The sequence below is a fragment of the Streptomyces sp. NPDC005963 genome, assembly GCF_040638655.1.
Lineage (GTDB): Bacteria > Actinomycetota > Actinomycetes > Streptomycetales > Streptomycetaceae > Streptomyces.
The window spans coordinates 127,152-146,269 of record NZ_JBEXVD010000014.1 but is presented as its reverse complement, the minus strand read 5'-3'; the positions used below and the strand labels follow the sequence as shown (position 1 = coordinate 146,269).

General features: G+C 68.9%; 14 protein-coding genes. 10 read left to right on the top strand and 4 right to left on the bottom strand.

The features are described 5' to 3' along the window. Window positions 1–636 precede the first annotated feature (636 nt). From ABZ348_RS20175 to ABZ348_RS20130, 10 genes are all read left to right on the top strand, one after another. Window positions 637–3,936 carry a SpaA isopeptide-forming pilin-related protein gene (locus tag ABZ348_RS20175; RefSeq protein WP_358934853.1) on the top strand — a complete coding sequence of 1,100 codons (3,300 nt, stop codon included), beginning with the start codon at window positions 637–639 and terminating at the stop codon, window positions 3,934–3,936. A gap of 572 nt (window positions 3,937–4,508) precedes the next feature. After that, window positions 4,509–5,555, top strand: a complete 1,047-nt coding sequence (locus tag ABZ348_RS20170) for an extracellular solute-binding protein (protein ID WP_358934851.1) — start codon at window positions 4,509–4,511, stop codon at window positions 5,553–5,555. After that, window positions 5,552–6,436, top strand: a complete 885-nt coding sequence (locus ABZ348_RS20165; RefSeq protein ID WP_358934850.1) for an ABC transporter permease — start codon at window positions 5,552–5,554, stop codon at window positions 6,434–6,436. The genes ABZ348_RS20170 and ABZ348_RS20165 overlap by 4 nt, the downstream gene beginning before the upstream one ends. Window positions 6,437–6,438: 2 nt before the next feature. Beyond that, window positions 6,439–7,245 carry an ABC transporter permease gene (locus tag ABZ348_RS20160; protein ID WP_358934848.1) on the top strand — a complete coding sequence of 269 codons (807 nt, stop codon included), beginning with the start codon at window positions 6,439–6,441 and terminating at the stop codon, window positions 7,243–7,245. Beyond that, complete coding sequence (locus ABZ348_RS20155; protein ID WP_358934846.1) at window positions 7,242–8,369, top strand: ABC transporter ATP-binding protein; 1,128 nt, start codon at window positions 7,242–7,244, stop codon at window positions 8,367–8,369. The genes ABZ348_RS20160 and ABZ348_RS20155 overlap by 4 nt, the downstream gene beginning before the upstream one ends. Before the next feature lie 43 nt (window positions 8,370–8,412). Next, window positions 8,413–9,513: an FAD-dependent oxidoreductase gene (locus ABZ348_RS20150; RefSeq protein WP_358934844.1), complete on the top strand. Its 1,101-nt coding sequence runs from the start codon at window positions 8,413–8,415 to the stop codon at window positions 9,511–9,513. Between the two features lie 9 nt (window positions 9,514–9,522). Next, window positions 9,523–10,875: an amidohydrolase family protein gene (locus ABZ348_RS20145; RefSeq protein WP_358934842.1), complete on the top strand. Its 1,353-nt coding sequence runs from the start codon at window positions 9,523–9,525 to the stop codon at window positions 10,873–10,875. A gap of 25 nt (window positions 10,876–10,900) precedes the next feature. Continuing rightward, window positions 10,901–11,887 carry a LacI family DNA-binding transcriptional regulator gene (locus ABZ348_RS20140; protein WP_358934840.1) on the top strand — a complete coding sequence of 329 codons (987 nt, stop codon included), beginning with the start codon at window positions 10,901–10,903 and terminating at the stop codon, window positions 11,885–11,887. A gap of 321 nt (window positions 11,888–12,208) precedes the next feature. Then, window positions 12,209–12,805 carry a TetR/AcrR family transcriptional regulator gene (locus ABZ348_RS20135; RefSeq protein WP_358934838.1) on the top strand — a complete coding sequence of 199 codons (597 nt, stop codon included), beginning with the start codon at window positions 12,209–12,211 and terminating at the stop codon, window positions 12,803–12,805. Further along, complete coding sequence (locus ABZ348_RS20130; protein ID WP_358934836.1) at window positions 12,802–13,656, top strand: SDR family NAD(P)-dependent oxidoreductase; 855 nt, start codon at window positions 12,802–12,804, stop codon at window positions 13,654–13,656. The genes ABZ348_RS20135 and ABZ348_RS20130 overlap by 4 nt, the downstream gene beginning before the upstream one ends. A 132-nt stretch (window positions 13,657–13,788) precedes the next feature. Here the strand turns inward: ABZ348_RS20130 and ABZ348_RS20125 are convergent, their stop codons facing one another. The 4 genes from ABZ348_RS20125 to ABZ348_RS20110 form a co-directional block, all read right to left on the bottom strand. Further along, window positions 13,789–15,045, bottom strand: coding sequence for a GAF domain-containing protein (locus ABZ348_RS20125; RefSeq protein WP_358934834.1), 1,257 nt, complete (start codon window positions 15,043–15,045; stop codon window positions 13,789–13,791). A 124-nt stretch (window positions 15,046–15,169) separates the two neighbouring features. Beyond that, window positions 15,170–15,826 (bottom strand): peptidoglycan recognition family protein, encoded by a 657-nt coding sequence (locus tag ABZ348_RS20120; protein WP_358934832.1) that lies wholly within the window; start codon window positions 15,824–15,826, stop codon window positions 15,170–15,172. A gap of 320 nt (window positions 15,827–16,146) precedes the next feature. Then, complete coding sequence (locus ABZ348_RS20115; protein ID WP_358934923.1) at window positions 16,147–17,511, bottom strand: esterase-like activity of phytase family protein; 1,365 nt, start codon at window positions 17,509–17,511, stop codon at window positions 16,147–16,149. A 272-nt stretch (window positions 17,512–17,783) separates the two neighbouring features. After that, complete coding sequence (locus ABZ348_RS20110) at window positions 17,784–19,103, bottom strand: SWF or SNF family helicase (RefSeq protein ID WP_358934921.1); 1,320 nt, start codon at window positions 19,101–19,103, stop codon at window positions 17,784–17,786. Window positions 19,104–19,118 lie beyond the last annotated feature (15 nt).

Here is a 19,118-nt window from a genome sequence, read left to right as displayed (position 1 = left end):
AGCGCTCGGTCCATACCCACCCGGTGAACTAGATGTTCAGTATCGTGCTCAGTGCTGTGCAGTATCGTGTATTGCTGCCTTCCATGCCGGCAGGGGCCGTCCGTACGGTCAGCACCCAGCGCATCGATGCAGACCACGTGCCGGACACCGCAGCGGCAATGCGCCGACATTTCCGAGCACGCCGCGTCCGAGTGCTCGCGCATGTGTAGCGCTGCTCTTCTCCCCGGCGACGGATCCGGTCACGCGGACGGGTACCGCACGTGCGGCAATCGCCCTACGCGCGGCGCGTCAGGACCAGGGCGTGCCGGGGCGTCTGCTTGTTTCGGGTCACCGTGTCACCCGTTCCGCGGGGATTGCCGAAGCGACCTGGAGGAGTTCTTGAATCGAAGACGTTCATCTGCCGCGGCCAGATCGGTGCGAACCGCACTGACCTGTCTGCTGGTGTGGGGGATGTGGGGAACCGCCGTTGCGGACCCGGCAACCCCAGCGCCCGGACCGGCCTCGTCGGTCACGGATATGGGAGGCAGCGATCCCACAGTGCGTCAGGCCGGGTACCCCGGCCGGCCCTCGGAGGCCCGTTTCACCAAGGCTGCGCCCCGCACGGGAGCCGAGCCCGCCGCGTACCGATCGACCACCGTGAGTCGGCGGGTCGTCAACCCTGCGGACGACGCACTCATCGCATGGGTCGGCCCCACCCAGCCGCCGACGCTGCTGACCCTCCAGCAGGCGCTGAACGCTGCCGCAGTCGGGGACACGGTGCACATCGTCCCCGAAAGCTATGTGTTCACCAAGACCATCGTCGTACCCCGGCAGGTGACCCTGACGAGCGCTTCGGCATCGGTGGTCACTGCATTGTTCTCGGTCACCGGCGGGGGGCTGACCGTCAGCAGTGTGACCTTCGAACCGACTGCAGCGAGCAAAACGGTGGTGACGGTCGCGGCGACCTCCACGGACACCGTGCTCGACGGCGTCCACATCACCAACACCGCGAACCTGGCGACCGTCACCGGCATCGTCTTCGCCGGCAGCCCGGCGACCGGAAGGACCGTTGCGAACTACGTCTTCGACAACGGTGACAATGCCGCCAACGGCATCTCGACCGGAATCAGCGCCGGCAATGCCACCTCCGTCGTGGTGCGCGACACGGAGATCACCGGGGCCACCCGCGGCTACTACATGTCGACCGCGGCCACCGGCACCGGGCCCCAATTCACCCGAGTGGACATCGAGGCCACCCAACAGGGCATCCTCACCGGCAAGACGAACGGGCCCTCCTTCAGCGAGGTGAGCGTCACCGGTACTTCCCTGGCCGGGTCGTACGGCATCAACCTGAGCGGTTCGAGCGGTGTGGTGATGACCGACACCTCGGTCACCGGGTACGTCTACGGGATCGCCACCGCAGCCGCCACCACCGGTGACGGACCCCGATTGACCCGGGTGACGGTCTCCGACGTGGGCACCACGGGCATCAGCCTCGGCGCCACCACCGGCGCCCAACTCACGGATGTCACGGTCATCGGCGCGCCGAACAGCGTCGGCATCGGCATCGACCTGGCCCGCGCAACCTCCGTGACCATCGATAACCCGGACATCAGCAAGGTGCGCACCGGCATCAGACAGGTCTGGGTCCGCACCTCGGGACACCCGCTGACCGGGCCCGTGATGACCGGCGGCAGCCTCACCGACGTCGCGACCGGGATCATGGTCGCCAACAACACGGGCTTCCGCGTCACCGGCACCTCCATGAAGCTCGTCGCCGGCTCCGCGGGCAGCGGGGGCATCGGTATCGGCGGGTACGAGAACACGAATGTGCTGATCAGCGGCGTGACCGTCGACGGGTATGAGAACCCCGACGATGCGCGCCGGGGCTCGGCCGCCGTCCGCTTCTACTACTCGGACCACATCACGGTCCAGGACTCCACCTTCACCGACGGGGCCAACGCTTTCTACTGGGACATGACCACGGACGTGACGGTCACCAACGCCACGGTCCGCAGCATTGCCTGGTGGGCCACCTACACCGAGTCGGTCAAGCGCCTGACGGTCCAGGACAGCACCTTCACCGACAATGTGGGCGTCGCCAACCTCACCATCAACCCGTCCGCCAGCGCCGATGGACTGGACGCCATCCAGAACAGCAGCGACATCACGTTCGCCGACAACGATCTCACCGACAACCCGACAGGCATTCTGTTCCCGTACGGCGGGGACACGCTCAACTACCTCCGCAACACCGTCCGCGGCGGGCCCGCGGCCTATGTCGTCTACGCGGTCCCGGCCCACCACGTGACCGTCACCGACAACGAGATCTCGTTCACCCCGCTGGCGGACAACTCGGCGGCCGTTCGCGCGGGCACCGCACTGGAGAACCTCGACCCGGACACGTTCCCCAACACCCCCGAGGACCAGCAGTCGCGCTCGTCCTCCGGCATCGACGTCCTGGGCAATGTGTTCACCGGGTCGGGACCGATGATCCAGCTCGGTGAGAGGGAGGGCACCTGGCGCGTCATGCGGGACACCGTCCTGGTCCGCGGCAACGTCTTTCCGAAGGAATCGGTCGCCGTCCGGACCTTCACCAATGCCGAGATCGGCCAGGACAGCAACACCGACAACGACATGATCGGTGGAAACGTCGCCGTCGACGCCCGGGACACCACAACCCTGGCGACGACCACCGAGCAGGAGGTCGGCCAGCGCGGGAACAACGACTGGGGCAGCCCCTGCGGTCCGCGCGTCACGGTCGGCGACACCTACACACCGTCCGACACCATGATCTACGACGGCGGCGGTGCCTGGATCCACGAGACCCGCGAGCCGCAGACCCTCTATCCGACCCGCTGCGCCGACATCGGACTGAGCGTCACCAAGACGGTCGACTCACCGTCCTACACACCTGGCGAACCGCTGACCTACACCGTCATCGTCAGCAACGCCGGCCCCCAGGACGCACACGCCGTCCGGGTGGTCGACCCGTTGCCCGCGCCCCTCAAGGACGTCACCTGGTCGTGCGAGGCCGAAGGCGCTGCCAGCGCCTGCACCGATCCGTCCGGCACCGGAGACGTCGACACCACGGTGGATGTGGCGGCGGGCGGCCGGGTGACCTTCGTCATCACGGGCACCCCCGAGGCCGAGACCACGGGTGACCTCACCAACACGGTGACCGTCACCCCGGGTGCAGGCACCGACGACCCCGGCTGTGATCCGAACTGCCGGGCAGAGGTGACCACTCCGCAGACCCCGGTGACCGGCGACGTGACGGTGGTGAAGGAGGACTCGCAGACGGGCGCCCTGCTCGCGGGCGCGGTGTTCGAGTTGTGGGAGGAGACCAACGGCGAGTCCGGTCTCCAGACCGGTGGTGTGAACGCGGACACCCTTGTCGGTGCTTCCTGCACCACCACCGCGAGCGGGATCTGTTCCCGCACGGTGGAGATCGGGTCGTACTACTGGCGTGAGACACAGGCCCCGGACGGCTATGAGCTGCCTGCCGACCCGGTGTTCGGACCGCTCGACCTCACTGCCGACAACGCCGACGCGGGCGTGACCGTCACTGCTCACAACGCCAGGACCCCCACAGCGCGGGGAACGATCAAGATCGTCAAGACCGACCAGAAGAACGGCAGGGCACTGGCCGGTGCCGTCTTCGAACTGTGGCGCGAGACCAACGGCGAGTCCGGTCTCCAGACCACCGGTACGAACCCGGACACCGAGGTCGGCAACGGCTGCTCCACCGACAACAACGGCGAGTGTGCCTTCGGCGACCTCCCCACGGGCGAGTACTACCTCAAGGAGACCGACGTTCCCGAGGGCTATGTCCTCCCCGCCGATCCCGTCACCGGCCCGTACGAGATCACCGAGGACAACGCCACCACACCGCTCGTCGTGGAAATCCCCAACCAGCGCGGAGAAGGAGGAAAGGGCAAGGGCGACAGCGGCTAGCCAGAGCCGCCTCCCACTCGACGAATCCAGGCGCGGACACCGTGAGGTGTCCGCGCCTGGATTCGTCCGGACCACGGTCCTCCTCTCAGGCCGCGGCAGGGATCCGCCCCCTCACGAGGGGGCGAAAACGGTCGGCTGCACCAGCTTGTCCCAACGGCCCCTGAGAGCTAAGTTGACGCCTTAACTAAGCGCGCCCGAATCGGCCATCTCGTCGACGGCTCCCACCGTCGCACGGACGGCGGATGCCATCGACGCACTCCGCCTCCCGGCTTTCGGTCGGCTTGCCCCGCGCTTCGACGGAGGCATCCGCACTGCCCCGATCACGGCTCTGAGCTGCAAGTTCCATGCGGTCTACGGGACAGTGAGCCAGGGCGACGGTGCTCGGGGCACGGGCGGCGTGTTCGGCACCATCGGTCATGGACCGCGCGTCGCTGAAACACCCCGACCCGACGAGCATCGACTTCACCCCTCCCGTACTGCGATCAGAACAAGCCATTGACTGTCCGCGCAGTCGCGTGCTTGAGTTTCCCACCAGTGAATGTAACTAGTTACATCCTGGAGGTGTGGCTGCCATGAAGAAGTTCGCCTGCCTAACACTCGCGCTCGGACTCACCGTGACGCTGGCCGCCTGTGCGTCGACGAGTACGGGCGGCAGCACGGGCAATGAACTCGTCATCGAGGGATACGGCGCCGAGTACCAGAGCATTTTCGAGAAGGAGATCGCCGAGCCGTTCACGAAGAAGACCGGCATCCGCATCACGTACACGGCCGCCGGATCGGCGTCGGAGCAGTACGCGTCCATCCGGGCCGCCAGCGGCGACCCCGGATTCGACATCGCCGTGATGACCAGCCTTGAGCTGTACCAGGGCAGCAAGGACCGTCTGCTCGCCCCGGTGACAGTGCAACAGGTGCCGAACCTGGCCCGCGTTCCACAGAAACTGCAAGCCAAGACCTACGGCGTCGGCGCGATCCAGGACGTCCAGCAGGTCGTGCTGATGTACCGCCGGTCACTCTTCGCGAAACCGCCCACCAGTTGGCAGACGATGTGGGATCCGAAGTACCGATCCGGCACCCTCATCTTCAACCCCGCCAACATCCTCGGCGTCTACGCGATGCTCAGCGCCGCCGAGTTGGACGGCGGGGGAATCGACGACACCGAACCCGGCTTCGCCCGGATCAAGGAGTTGGCCCAGTACGCCCTGGCCACTCCACAGGCCTCCGCAGGAGCGGTGCCCTACATGGAGAAGGGCACCGCAACGCTCTTCCCCTACCTCGACGGCCGCGCCGCGATCTATGCCAAGACCACCGACTACGACTACACGGTGCCGGGCGAGAGTTCCTACGCGTCACTCGGTTCGCTCGGTGTGCCGGTCCGGGCGAAGAACAAGGAAGCGGCGTACGAGTTCATCGACTATTGGCTCTCCGACGAGGTGCAACGGCGCTGGGCCCTCGCCTACAACGTAGGGCCCGCGGTCACCGGCCTGCCGTTCCCCGCGGACTTCGCGGCCAAGCACATCACCACGGCCGAGAAGCTCGAAAAGATAAAGATCGCCGATCCGGAAACGGTCACGCGAAACCGTACGACCTGGGGCCAACAATGGGCGGAGGCCGTGCGATGACGGCGGAAGTGGCGAGCCCGCCCGTCCGCACGCCGGCGCGGAAGCGGTCCCGATCGCCGTGGCTCACCCTGCCCGCGACGGTGTGGGTCCTCGCCGTCTTCGCGATGCCCACCGCGATCCTGCTCGCCAGCAGTGTGCTGACCTACGACGGTGCGACGGTGACCGGACCGTTCACCACGGCGAACTACGGCAGCCTCTTCCGTGACGACTACTTCAGATCGGTGTTGTGGGACACCGTCTGGATCTCGGCGGTGGTGGGCCTGTTGTGTTCGGCCGCAGGTCTCCTGGTCGCACACTTCATCGTCCGCTCCGGATCGCGGTGGCGCACGCTCGTCCTGCTCGTCGTCGTCTCGCCCCTGGTGTCGAGCGTGGTGGTGCGCACCTACGGCTGGCTCGTGCTCCTCCAGGGCGACGGGCTGGTCAACAAGGTGCTGCTCTGGACCGGGTTGACCGGCTCACCGGTCGCGTTCATCGGGTCGGAGTTCGCGGTGATCGCCGGTCTCGTCCACGTACTCCTGCCGTTCGCGGTCTTCACCGCGATGTCGAGCGTGCAGAGCGTCGACCCCGTCCTGGAACGCGCGTCGCGCGACCTCGGCGCCGGACCCGTGCGTACGTTCCTCCGGATCACACTGCCACTGATCCGTCCCGGACTGATCGCCGGATTCATGCTGACGTTCGCGATCAGCCTCGGCGCCTACGCCGCCGCGGCAGTGCTCGGCGGCGGGCGGGTGCAGACACTCGCGACCCTGGTCCGCGACCGCATGGTCGTCAGCCTCGAATGGGGCCAGGCGGCGGCGGTCGCGGTGGTCATCCTCGTGGTGGGTGCGCTCACCGTGTCCGCACTGCTGCTCGCCGGTCGCCGGTCGCGGAAGGGGATGTGACCATGCGATTCCGTCCCTGGATGGTGCTGCGCACCGCACTGCTAACGCTGGTGCTCGCCTTCGTTGCCGTGCCGATGGCCGTCGTGGTCTGGACCTCCGTACAGCCGGACACCTACCCCGCCTTCCCGCCGAGCGGGCTCTCGCTGCGGTGGTGGGAGTCCGCACTGACCCGCGAATGGCTGCTGCCCATGGCCCTGTCCGCCGAGATCGCCTTGGGTTCCGCGGCATGTGCGCTGGTCGTGGGTACGGCCGCGGCCTATGCCCTGTCGCGCGGCCCGGTCCGAGGCCGTGCCGCGCTGGAAGGGTTCCTCGCCAGCCCCCTGCTGTTGCCGGAGATCGTGATCAGCCTCTCCGTCGTCCAACTGATCTCGATGCTCAGTGCGCGCGGGTTCATCGGCCCGGTGCTGCTCGTGGTGACCCATGCACTGATCGGCATCCCGTTCGTGCTGCGGACCGTGGGCGTCAGTCTGCTGGGGGTCAACCCGCTGTGGGAGCGTGCCGCGCGGGATCTCGGGGCCTCGCCGTGGCGCACGTTCACCACCGTCACCCTGCCGCTGATGCGGTCAGGAATGTTCGCTGGGGCGCTGTTCGCCTTCATCGTCTCGTTCAACAACGTCGAACTCTCGCTGTTCCTCACATCGCGGGACGCGACCACACTCCCCATCCAACTCCTCCAGTACATGGAGTACCAGTACTCCCCGACCCTGGCGTGCGTCGCCGTGACCAGCGTCGTCGGCATCTGTGTCATCGCGGGCGTGGCGTCCCGGTTCGTTCGCCTGACCGAGTTCATCCACGGAGGTACCAAGTGATTGCACGAGTGGACGCCGCCGAGGAGCCGGCCACACGAGCACGTACGGGCGGCTACGCCGTGACCCTGCGGGGCATTCGCAAACAGTTCGGTGCCGCGGTGGCGGTGGAGGACCTCGACCTCGATGTGCGGCCCGGTGAGTTCCTGACCCTGCTCGGACCCTCCGGCTGCGGGAAGACGACGACCCTGAACATGATCGCGGGCTTTCTGACACCGGACTCCGGGCGGATCCTGCTCGACGGCCAGGACGTCCACCGACTGCCGCCCGACCGGCGTGACACCGCGATGGTCTTCCAGCAGTATGCACTGTTCCCGCACCTGAGCGTCGGTCAGAACGTCGGCTACGGACTGCGAATGCGCAAATGCCCGAAGGCAGACGTCCAGGTGCGGGTGGCGGGCGCGCTCGAACGCGTCGGTCTCACCGGGTACGAGGACCGGATGCCGGGCCAGCTCTCCGGTGGGCAGCAGCAGCGCGTCGCCCTCGCCAGGGCGATTGTGGTGCAACCGAAGGTGCTGCTGTTCGACGAGCCGCTGTCCAATCTGGACCTCAAGCTGCGCGAGCAACTCCGCCTGGAGATAAAGCACTTGCAGCGCGAACTGGGCACCACATCGATCTTTGTGACGCACGACCAGACCGAAGCCCTGGTGATGAGCGACCGGATCGCGGTGATGCGCGACGGCCGGGTCGAACAGCTCGACACCCCCGACACCATCTACCGGCACCCGGTGAATGCGTTCGTGGCCGGATTCATCGGTCAGTCCAATCTCGTCCCCGGAGTGTGCACGGAAGCCGGACCGGACGGATGCACCGTACGGCTGACCACCGCGGACACACTGCGCGCACGGCACGCGGGAACCGTCGCGGAAGGTGATGCGGTCCAGGTCCTGCTCAGACCGGAGGCACTGCGCCTGGGTGCCGAGGGCGCCGGGACGTCGATCGTCGGCCGAGTGGCCGAGATCGTCAACGAGGGCAGTCTCGCCACCGTCGTCGTGGAGATCTCCGATTCGGTCCGGCTACGGGTGTCCGTGCCCGATCCGGGCGCGCTCGGACTTCCCGCACCCGGGGACGAGACCACCGTTTCCGTTCCCCCGGGCGCCGCTCATGCGCTGCCCGCAGCGGGCTGAAGCCCCCGACGACTCCCCAACGAACGAGAGAAGAGGAATCCACATGGTCGAGCAAGTCGTTGTCATCGGTGCCGGTGTCTACGGCGCGGCGGTGAGTGCCGAACTGGCACGCCGGGGCGCACGCGTCACAGTGGTCGACGGGGGTGCACCGGCAGGTGGCACATCAGGGGCGACCTTCTCGTGGACCAACTCCTGCGGCAAACAGCCACGGGCGTACCACGATCTCAGCGTCGCCTCGATGGAGGCACACCAGAAGCTGGCGCACAATGTGCCCGGCAGCGACTGGTACCACGAAGGCGGCAATCTGGAGTGGGGCGGCAGCGACGACGAGCGCGAGCGATTGCGCCGCAAGGTCGCCACCGTGGTGAGCTACGGATACGAGGCACGCTGGCTCACCCGGGCGGACGTGCTCCGCCTTGAGCCCGACATAAACCCCGCCGAACTCCCCGCCGACGAGATCGCCCACTTCCCGGCAGAGGGCTGGATCGAACCGACCCGACTGATCGCCCATCTCTTCTCCACTGCGGACGTGGAGCGGATCTGGCACGACGCGGTCACGGGAATCGACGTATCCGGCGGCCGGGTGGGCTCGGTCCTCCTCGCATCGGGGCGACGACTGGCCGCCGATGCCGTGGTCAACTGCGCCGGCCCGCAGGCCGACCACATCGCGGGCCTCGCCGGACTGGAGCTGCCCATGCGCAACACCCGCGGTGTCCTCGTCTACACATCACCGGTCGCGGTCTCCACCTCCCGTGTCGTCCACGCCCCGCACGTCCACCTCCGGCCGGACGGCGCCGGGCGGCTGCTCCTGCACACGCACGACATCGACGGTGCGGCACAGGTCTTCGACACCGGAGAGATCAGTGTGGAGCAGACCGCGGTCGACCGGTTGATGGCGGCGGGCCGCGCGCTGTACCCGGGCCTCCGCGCGGCGAGCGTGGAGAGCGTACGGGTGGGGGAGCGGCCCATTCCCGGTGACGGCCTGCCCGTCCTGGGCCGGGCCCCCGACCTGCCCAACTTCCACTTCGCCGTCTCCCACAGCGGCGCCACCCTCAGCCTGTACGCCGGCGCTCTGGTCGCCGCCGAAGCCCTCGGCGAGGACCGCACCGGGGAACTGGCCCCCTTCCGCTTCGAGCGATTCTGAGGAGACGTTGTGCATACGACTGTCTTGCACGGTTGTGATCTCGTCGACGGCACCGGCAGCGACCTCCGGCACGGGGTGGACATCGTGGTCGAGGGAGACACGGTCCGAGAGATCCTGCCCACCAGGCCGGTGGAAACCTACGGCGCCGCGGACGAGATCGTCGATGCCGCGGGGGCTCTCGCCCTCCCGGGCCTGATCAACAACCACACCCACGGCACCGCGTACGGCCCGCTCTTCCCGAGCGGTCACGAAGGACTCCCACCCGGGCAGGTGCTCGCCAACCTCGACCGGCACCTGCTGGAGGGCACGACGACCGTGCTCTGCGTCGACGGCTTCGTCACCGCCGAAGCGGTCGCGAGGACCGACGAAGACCACCCGGTCACCGTCAGACTCGCCTCCTGCAACACCCCAGCTTGCCTGCGGGCGGCGACCGTCGCCGACGGGGGAGGGCTCACCGACGAGCACTGTGCGTACACCGCGCGCCGGGCGGTCGCCGATGGCGCGGTCGCCCTCGGCGAGATCGGTGCCGGACACACCCTGGGCGGTGGTGGGGCGAGCTACATGTACATCCCGGCCGAGGTGGTCCGGCGCACCGGAGTGACGATCACGCCCCGGCAGGCGGACGCGCTGAAGGTCTCCGTGCTGGGGCGGCACATTGCGGCCTCGTCCTTCGACCGCGACACGGTCGAAGAGGCGCTGGTGGCCGCCGGGCTGGCCGGCAAGCTGTCGGTCGACGAGATCCGCGACATCGTCTCCGATATCGTCCTGCCCGCCTTTGACATCGCCCTGGAGGGACTCGCCGAAGCCGCGGACCGTGCCCAGCAACTCGGAGTGCCGGTACTCGTGCACAATGCAGCCGCCTCGATGACGCAGGTAGCCGCGATCGCCAGGACCGGCGTGCGGCTCATCGCCGGGCACTCCAACCATTCGAGCTTCGACCCGCGCGAGGCACTGGAACACGCCGAACGGCTCAAGGAACTGGGCGCCACCGTGGATGTGTCCACCCTCGACACCTTCGGCGCACGGCGGCTCACCACGGGCCCCGAACTGCTCTACGCCATGTTCGCAGCCGGGCTCGTCGACACGATCTCGACCGACTACGCGGGCGGTCACCACGACCCGATTCTGCTCGCGATCGACCGCGCCACCAAGGCCGGTGTGGTGCGTCTGCCCGCGGCGATCGCCATGGCCACCGCCAACGTCGCCGATGCCGTCCCGGGTGTGGCACCACGGCGTGGACGCGTCACACCGGGCGCGATCGCCGACCTCGTGCTCACCGACCCGGCGGAGTTGCCACAGGTGCGCACTGTCATCATCGGCGGTGAGATCGTTGTCCGCGACGGCCGGCGTGTCACCGCCTGACCGGAGTGGCTGGAAGGGACAGACGGTGAAGCGAACAACCATCGGCGATGTCGCGTCGGCGGCAGGGGTATCGGTGGCGACGGTCTCGCGGGTGCTCAACGGCGGGGCCGTCCGGGAGGCGACCGCGACCCGGGTGTGGGACGCGGTCACCCGGCTCGAATACTCGCCGAACGCGCTCACCAAGAGCATCTTCGCCGGGCGTTCCAGCACCGTCGGAGTGGTCATGGGAGACCTCAGCAGCCCGTTCTACCTCGATCTGATCCGCGGCATCGACGAGGTGGCCGCCGCCAATGGCAGCCTCGTCATGTTCGCCAACACGTTCTTGCGTCCTGATCGCGAGCTCGCACAGATCCAGGCCATGGACGAGCAGCGGGTGCGCGGCCTCATCGTCACGGCCAGTGTGTCCACCGATGACAGGACGCGCCGGATGGCCATGGGGGGAACCCCGTGCGTCATCGTGGCGCGGTCGGTGCCGGATCCGCCCGTCGGTCTGCACTCGGTCAGCCTGGACAACGTCGCTGCCGGCCGGATGATGGCCGAGCACCTGATCGCGTGCGGGCGCCGGTCGATCGGGGTGGTCACATCGGGAACACGGCCCTCGCAGCTCGGGCGGACCGAAGGGCTGCGGCAAGGGCTCGCCGATGCGGGGCTGCTGCTGTCCGAGGACGCCGTTGCGGCGGTGTCCGTCAACGCGGAGACCGCAGAGGCAGTGGACGCACTGCTGGACCGCCGTGCCCCTCTGGACGCGATCGTCTGTCTGACGGGCCTGCGGACGGTTGCCGTCCACTCCGCGTTGTCCGCCAGGGGGCTCGCGATCCCGGACGACATCGGCTTCCTGACGATGGACGACTTCTCCTGGGCACCGGCCCTCGGCATCACGGTGGTGGCACAACCCTCGTACCGGATGGGGCAGCGCGCAGCCGATCTGATCGTCGAGAATCCCGACCATCCGGTGCAACTCCGCTTCGAACCGCAACTCATCGCCCGTACGTCATGCGGCGAGAGCCGGTGAACGGCGGCGGGGTTCCATAGCCGGACCCTCGCTCGGCCGGGGCACCCGTGCGGTGCTCCGGTGGCGGGGCCTGCCCGGTATCGATGAGGGCTCCTTGAGGATGCTCGCCTCAAGGAGCCCTTCGCCATCGGTCCGGCGCGGCCGGTCGAAGGAGCTCGGACATCCTCTCCCGCGCCCATGGCCTCGGATGGCCGGCCCTCACCTTGACCTGCATCGACTCCTGTAGCTCGCAACCGCACACGGGTCGATCGGGCGGGTCATCCGCTCCGCGCTCATGGATCGGGCTTGACAGCGATCCCTTGCGGAATGAATATTCATTCCGTGACTCCCCGGAAGCCAGAGCTCTCCCAGTCCCTCATCGACGCAGCCATCGCCCTCTTCGCCGAACGGACCTACGAGGGAACACAGATGCCGGCCGTCGCCCAGCGTGCGGGGGTCGGCGTCGGCAGCATCTACCGGTACTTCCCGAGCAAAGAGGCACTCGGGAACGCCGCGTTCCAACACGCCAAACGCGATCTGCTCCGCCGGCTGGCCGACGCGGTCGAAGAAGGTGGCCCCACGACGTCGATCCGTGTGGAGTTCGGCCGGTTCTGGCGGGGCTTCGCCCAGTACGCCACCGACCGGCCGGACGCCTTCGTCTTTCTGGAACACCAGCAGCACGACACGTACCTCACCCCCGACAGCATCGAACTCGCCGCGGAAATCGACCGCATCGCCGCCGACTTCATCGCCCGTGGGCAGCAGGCCGGCGAGATCCGCGACGGTGACGCAGGCCGGCTCGTCGCCCTGGCCCTGGGCGCTTTCGCCGGTCTGGTCCGATTCCAACGCCCCGACGGGCTCAAGGCCCTCGATCACGACGCCCTCGACCAGGCGGAAGACGCCGTCTGGGATCTCCTGCATCGAAAGGACGCGGCATGACCACACCGCAGACCGTACTGATCACCGGCTGCTCCTCCGGTATGGGGCGTGAGGCAGCCCTTGCGCTCCATCGCCTCGGCCACCAGGTCCACGCCACCGCCCGTCGGCCCGAATCGCTCGCCGAACTGGCGGCCCTGGGCATCAGCACGCACACGCTGGACGTCACCGACGAGACGAGCATGACCGCCGCGGTGGCCGCGGTCGAGGCCGAGCACGGCCGGATCGACATCCTGATCAACAATGCCGCCTACGGGCTGCACATGCCGGTCGAGACGGCAACCCCCGAAGAGGTCAGGGCCCAGTTCGACACCAACGTCTTCGGCCTGGTGCGCATGGCGCAACTGGTCCTGCCCGGGATGCGCCGCGCCGGGCGCGGCAGGATCGTCAACATCTCCTCCATGGGTGGCCGGTTCTCGCCACCCGGAGGCGCCTTCTACCACGCCAGCAAGCACGCGGTGGAGGCCATCAGCGACTCGCTGCGCCTTGAGGTGTCCGGGCTCGGCGTCCGCGTGGTGGTGGTCCAACCAGGCCCCACCATCACCGAGTTCGGCTCGACCGCGGTCGGCACCATGCAACGCGACTCGGCTACCGGGCCGGCGGATCCGTACGCGGACTTCCGCCGTGAGCTGGCGGCCATGTACGCGGACCGCACGTTCACCCGGAGCAAAGGCGCCGTATCGGCCGAGGCCGCCACGCGGGTCGTGGTTCGCGCCGCCACCGTCGCCCGACCCCGTGCCCGCTATGCGATCGGGACCATGGCCCGCGCGACGATGCTCGCCAAACGGCTGCTGCCGGACGCGGCGTTCGATGCGGTCATGCGCCTCAACTTTCCCCTGCCGAGGGCGATCTGAACAGGCCGGTCGTGCGCCCGCGTTGATCGCGCCGTCCCGCCTGGGCGGACCGGTCGTTCCACGCGGGTCGTGGACCGCGCACCACGGTCCCTCACCGCAAGGTCGTTCGACGCGGCGCACGGCCGGCCGGTGTCAGGCTCCCTGCCAGCCGTCCAGTTCGCGGATGCGGGCGAGGGCCGCCGGGCGTTGTGCACCGGGGAGTGCGCCCGCCAAGGCCCGCCACACCGGGAGGTCGTCCTCCCCCCACGGGCTGTAGGCCCAGTCCGCGAGGAGGCCGGGGTCACCCCGTGAGATCAGTGCGGCACGGAGTTGGTCCGTGAGCCGTCGCCGCAGCCGCACCACGGCGGGTGCCATCGATGCGGGGAGCAGGGGACCGGCGTAGGCGCTCAGGGCTCCCGTGACCGTGCCCGACGCGAGCCTTCGCGTCACCGCGCCGAAGTCGGTGTCCACCAGGGCGGCGAGGCGGTAGGGCCGTGACCGCAGGAGGTCCCTCCCGAGGAGGTGCCGCAGTCTCGACAGTTCGGCCCGCAGGGTGACGGGGGTGACGGACTCGTCCTCGTACAGTTCCATCAGCAACTCGTCCCCGCCCACTCCCTCGGGGCGGTGGGCCAGCAGGACCAGGATCTCGCTGTGGCGGCGGCTCAGGCGTAAGGTGCGCCCTTCGGTTAGCAGGAGTGCTTCGTTGCGGCCCAATGCGGTCAGCCGGACGCTACCGGTGGTGGGCGTCGTCGGTGCGAGCAGGGCGAGTTGGGATTCCGCGGCCCGGGCGACCGCGGCGACGAAGGCGAGACTGTGGGGATGGGCCAACCGGTCGCCGCCCGTGATGTCGACCGCGCCGAGCACGCGTCCCGTGGCGGGATCGTGAATCGGTGCCGCCGCACAGGTCCACGGGTGGACCGGGCGCCGGAAGTGCTCGGCGGCGAAGACCTGAACGGGCCGGTCCACGGCTATCGCCGTGCCTGGTGCGTTCGTGCCCGCCGCCGATTCCGACCAGCGGGCGCCCGGGACGAAGTTCATCCCTTCGGCCCTTCGCCGCGTGGTGGGCGGCCCTTCCACCCACAGCAGCCGTCCATGGCTGTCGCAGACCGCCACCAGATGGTCGCCGTCCATGGCGTAGCCGCTGGTGAGTTCACGTATGAGGGGCATCACCCGGGCCAGGGGGTGGCTCTCCCGGTACGTGGTGAGCGCATCGTCGTCCAACTCGATGCCCGCCACGCCTTCGGGGCTGACCAGGGCGCGGGCGGAGCGGCGCCAGGAGTCGGCCACCACGGGCCGGACCGGCGCCTCGACGCGGCCCGCAGTCAGATACGCGTCGTAAGCCCTGCGCAGGTCCGCGACCCGTTTCACCGGGTCGGCACCCGGCTCCAGAGCCACCCATGCATCGGTCAAATCGGCCTCCCTGGAACCATCGTGACCTAGCCCGCCGAGCCGGACACGCACTCAAGTGACAAGTAGTCAGCAGGCTATCGCTTCGGTATTTTGACCTCTTCCCACCGGCGGTCGTGCACCGGGGTCACGCGAAGTTCACCAGGCGGATGTAGCGCTGCCAGTCCCACAACGGTCCGGGGTCGGTGTGGTCGGCCCCCGGCACCTCGTGGTGGCCGATGATGTGCGCCCGGTCCTTGGGGATGCCGTACCGCTCGCAGATCGACGCGGTGAGCGCGGCCGAACTCTCGTAGAGGGCATGGGTGAAGTAGGCGGGCTGGTCCACCCAGCCCTCGTGCTCGATCCCGATGCTGCGGGTGTTGTAGTCCCAGTTTCCGGCGTGCCAACCGATGTTGCGCTCCCGGACGCACTGCGCGACCGAACCGTCAGCCGATGCGACGACGTAGTGTGCGGAGACCTGTTTCGCCGGGTTCTGGAAGATCTTGACCGTGTCGGCGAAGGTCTCCTGGGCGACGTGGATGACGACGAAGTCGATCGGATAGGAGCCCGGACGGCTGGAAACCGTGTAGTTCTCCGCGGCCGCGGGGCGCCACTGTGCGGAGGGATGGTCCACATCGCTTCGACGCCGGGCCTCGAACGAATGATCGTGCGAGGGGCCGGGTGCGCGGGCCCCGCCGTCCGATCGATCCGAGGGGCGGGCTGCTGCATGGGCGGTGACGATCGGGAACAGCGCACTCGTGGCCGCCGCTGCGGCGGCGCCCCGAAGGAGTCTTCTACGGTCCATTCGGGCCTCTCCTGGTGGGATGTCAGAAGCGGGGCTGGCAGCCCTGGTGCCGGGTGGCGTCCGGGCCGGCCCCAGGATCTCGCGTCGGCTCCCGCTGCCCGGGGATGTCGTGCCGCCCGATGTCGTGTCGCGCGTCTCGCACGGTGGGCCGGGCGCCGCAGGGCGCTGCACGAACCGGGTCCGGGATGGTGGAGGCCGCCCGAGCGAGCGCGATCTCCCGGTGCACCCGATGGAGCCGGACCGACACCGACATATGAAGGGGCAGCGATCCGGGCCACACCCGGATCGCTGCCCATCCACTCCGACGTACGTCCGAGGACTCAGCCGCGCAGCGGGCGCGGCAGCTTCACATGGGTCACTCTGGTGTCGACACCGCTGTCCACCAGCCTGCCCTGCTCGTCGAAGGCCTGAGCACCGTCCGACATCCCGAAGTCGTTGTCGTTGATCAGGGCCAGGGTGTTGCGGCCCACCAGGGCGATGCCCTCGATCTTGCCGGGCACCCCGGGAACCTTGCCGAAGTCGACGACCAGTTCCTTGGCCAGTACGGGCACGTCGGCCGCTGCCAGATCCTCGACCTGCTCATAGCTGGGAGAGGTCGCCGGATCGTCCCAGCGGCTGCCGAGGATGCCTTCGCCGCTCGGTAGGGTCACGCGGTGCAGTCGTGACGACTTGTCCGTGCGCTCCTGGACCAGGACGGTGTCGTCGTCGATCGGGACGAGCGAGGAGAGCTTCAGTTCGGCCGTGTCGGTCTCCGACGGATCGACGACGTGGACGGGGTCGAACTGGTAGGAGTACTCCGCCGTCACCTCCGCCTCCTCGGGGGAGAAGCGCAACAGCCGCACATTGCGGGACGCCTCGCCCGCGGTTGCGTCCGGTACGAGCAGCGGGCTCTGCACGGCCAGGACGAGGTCACCGCCCGGCAGTACGGTCAGCGCTTCGAATCCGCGGTTGAGCTTGCGCTTCAGGAGGATCGAGGGCAGCGCTTCCACGACGGGGTAGTCGGCGCCCTGGAGCCCCAGCCCCTTGGGCACGTAACGGGCGAGGACCCGGCCGCGTGCGGAGACGTGGATGAGTGACGGTCCGTACTCGTCGACGAGCCAGAATGAGCCGTCCTCGGCCCGGGCCATTCCCTCGGTGTCCAGACCGCTGGGGTTGTACGACAGAGGCGTCGTCGCATTGAAGTTGAACGGGGCCTCGTCGCGCGACGCCTGGTTCGGCAGCCCCGAGACCGGCTTGCCGGAGGCCGTGGTGATGGGGATCGCCCGCAGCACGGACACCCGCTCGCCCGCGACGCGCACCCGGACGATCGCCGGGTTGAACTCCGGTACGGCGAAGGTGCGGCGCTTGACGCCGTCGACCTTGATCTGACCGTTGGGGCCGCGGTCGGTCAGCGCCCAGAACTCGCCCTTGCGGTCGGCCGGGAACATGTCGCTGCCGATGCCGAGGTGCACCCCGCGGTCGTTGGCGACGGAGTTCGGGATGAGCGAATTGCTGAACTTCGCCAAGGGGATCTCGTCGAGGACCGCGGTGCCCACCACTTCCGGGGCCGCGGCGCGGGGCTTGCTGGGGGTGGGGGTGGTGCCGGTGGCCGTCGCGGCCACGGCGACGGCCGTGACCAAGGCGATCGGCACACCGAGGACGAGCGAGCGGCGCAGCGGGCGGGTCTTCTTCGACTCGGGGGACATTTCGTGGGACATGGGGCAGCCTCCTGGTGGGGGTCAGGCGGGTCTCGGTCCGGTCGTGCTGGTGTCCCTCGTGCGCTGACGACGACGTGTCGACACGAGGGAGGCCGGTTCGTCGATGCGCAGGGACGGCTGCCCCGGTGCATCGACGAACCGGATGATCCATGCATCTGAAGGAACCCTGCCCTACGCGCGTAGGCCGTGGGGGGAGTTCAGCAGGGTTCGGCCGATCTCTCTCCCTGTTGCCGGTGTGACCAGTGTTGCTTTGAGGGTCTTCAGTCCAGTTCGCCCGCTACCCCCGGTAGCACCTCGGACAGCACCGCGTCGGGCGTACGGCCCCCAGGACCCGATGGAACCCAGCGACCCTTCTCCTTGCGGAACGGCCACCACCGGCCGTCCGCACCGATCCGTAGCTGCCTCTCCGCGCCGACGACCGTCCAGCGACCCGCACCGGCGCTCCGCAACCGAGGGCGGTCCATGTCCTCCCACGCACCGTCCAAAGCCGCAGCCGCCCGCGCGAGCAACTCCGCATCCGGAGTCCATGCATCGTCCAACACGGCCAACGCCGCCGTGCCTCCCGCGCGCCAGGCCCGCACGGCCACATCCAACTCGACGCGCTGGCGCCCGGTGCCCGCGGCGAGACGTCCGGCGATCACCGGCCCCGGCTGTGCAGCTGCCAGGCGTACCGCGTCGACGTCGACCTCCTGCCGTGCCGTCCGTGGTTGTCGGGAATGACCGGGCGAGAGGGCCTGTGCGAGGAGGTGGTGGGCCCGGGCCGCGGCATCGGCCGCGAGGAACTCCAACGCCGCCGGGTCAACACCGCTCCCCGGGGCGATCTCGCTGTCCAGGGAAGGCGCGGGGCCGCTCCGGTCCGGCAGCGACGGCGGTCCGGGCAGGGGCGGCAGCCCGCCCTGCGCCGCGAACACCACAGCAGCCCGTACGCCCTCGGCAGGCTGCTGTGGTGTTCGCGGGGTTCCCGCACTCGCCCGAGCCACGCTGCGCGCCTGCAACTCGTCCAGCAACACCCGCTCGCCCCGACCCCGCAGCAGCAACAGGACGAAGGGGTCCTGGTCGAGCAACCGCGCCACCTGGTAGCAGAGCGCAGCCGTATGGGGGCACAGGTCCCAGGCACCGCATCCGCATTCGGGCTCCAGATCGCCGATGCCCGGCAGCAACTCGACCCCTGCCGTTGCCGCGTCCTCCACCAGATGCGTCGGCATCTCACGGTCGAGGAGCGCCGCGATGTGCCCGGCTCGATCGACCGCCATGTCCAGGAACCGATCCCATTCGGCGGCCGTCAGCTCCTGCAACAGCACATCGCAGCGGTGACCGGTTCCGTCGCGGTCGCGCACCACTGCGGTGACCCGCCCGGGACGCACGGAGACCGCGCCCACCGCCCCCGCCCGGGCGTTCTTGCGGCCCTTGGTGAGCTGCTGGGAGTCCAGCGCGGTCTCCTCCAACGCCTTGACCCAGGTGCGGCCCCACCACGTCTGGGCGAAACCGCGCCCGGGCGGGGGCGGCAGCGGGGCGAAGGTCCGCTCGTTCGCGTCGGGACCGCCCTGCGTGATCCCGCTGCGGTCCTGCCCACCGTCCATGTCCCCGATCTCCCC

Excerpts from the sequence above, each read along its gene's own strand:
- ABZ348_RS20170 (WP_358934851.1), top strand. The coding sequence starts at position 4,509 with ATGAAGAAGTTCGCCTGCCTAACACTCGCGCTCGGACTCACCGTGACG.
- ABZ348_RS20165 (WP_358934850.1), top strand. The coding sequence starts at position 5,552 with ATGACGGCGGAAGTGGCGAGCCCGCCCGTCCGCACGCCGGCGCGGAAG.
- ABZ348_RS20160 (WP_358934848.1), top strand. The coding sequence starts at position 6,439 with ATGCGATTCCGTCCCTGGATGGTGCTGCGCACCGCACTGCTAACGCTG.
- ABZ348_RS20150 (WP_358934844.1), top strand. The coding sequence starts at position 8,413 with ATGGTCGAGCAAGTCGTTGTCATCGGTGCCGGTGTCTACGGCGCGGCG.
- ABZ348_RS20130 (WP_358934836.1), top strand. The coding sequence starts at position 12,802 with ATGACCACACCGCAGACCGTACTGATCACCGGCTGCTCCTCCGGTATG.
- ABZ348_RS20120 (WP_358934832.1), bottom strand. The coding sequence starts at position 15,826 with ATGGACCGTAGAAGACTCCTTCGGGGCGCCGCCGCAGCGGCGGCCACG.
- ABZ348_RS20115 (WP_358934923.1), bottom strand. The coding sequence starts at position 17,511 with ATGTCCCCCGAGTCGAAGAAGACCCGCCCGCTGCGCCGCTCGCTCGTC.
- ABZ348_RS20110 (WP_358934921.1), bottom strand. The coding sequence starts at position 19,103 with ATGGACGGTGGGCAGGACCGCAGCGGGATCACGCAGGGCGGTCCCGAC.